This is a genomic window from Paenibacillus polysaccharolyticus (genome assembly GCF_023714295.1).
GTDB classification, from domain to species: domain Bacteria; phylum Bacillota; class Bacilli; order Paenibacillales; family Paenibacillaceae; genus Paenibacillus; species Paenibacillus polysaccharolyticus_A.
In genome coordinates, this window is the sequence record NZ_JAMAUN010000053.1 from 1 (window position 1) to 400 (window position 400).

Below are 400 nucleotides of genomic sequence, written 5' to 3' on the forward strand. Positions count from 1 at the left end.
GAACTTGTACTTTTTGATTCACTGGTAACGCTTCGCTAGTAGTCCAGCTTCCGCTAGATAACGTGGTATTCTGCTCTATTTCTCCAGAGTCTAGGAGTACCGTTCCTTTCTCATCCAAAACTTGAATTTGAGCATGGCTGAATACGGTTTGTATCACATCCGTTTGAGTCCAGCCCAAGGTTGGTTTGGTTACGCGGGATAATGAAGGAGTTTCGTTCGTACCCGAAGGGAATGTCATTGTTACCTCTGGTGCAGCATTCCACAATACAGGAACAGGTACTCCTTTTGAGGTGGTGGTCCCGTCTCCTAGCAATCCACCCTGCCCCCAACTCCATAAATCCCCATTTCGCAGCAGCACTGTGCTACTATTCGTTCCCCCTACAATCTGGGCTCCCCGATT

General features: G+C 48.2%; 1 protein-coding gene. It reads right to left on the reverse strand.

What is annotated here, in order from left to right:
* Window positions 1–400 (reverse strand): hypothetical protein (locus M3629_RS28145; RefSeq protein WP_251512200.1); only part of this gene is annotated, 400 nt, incomplete at both ends.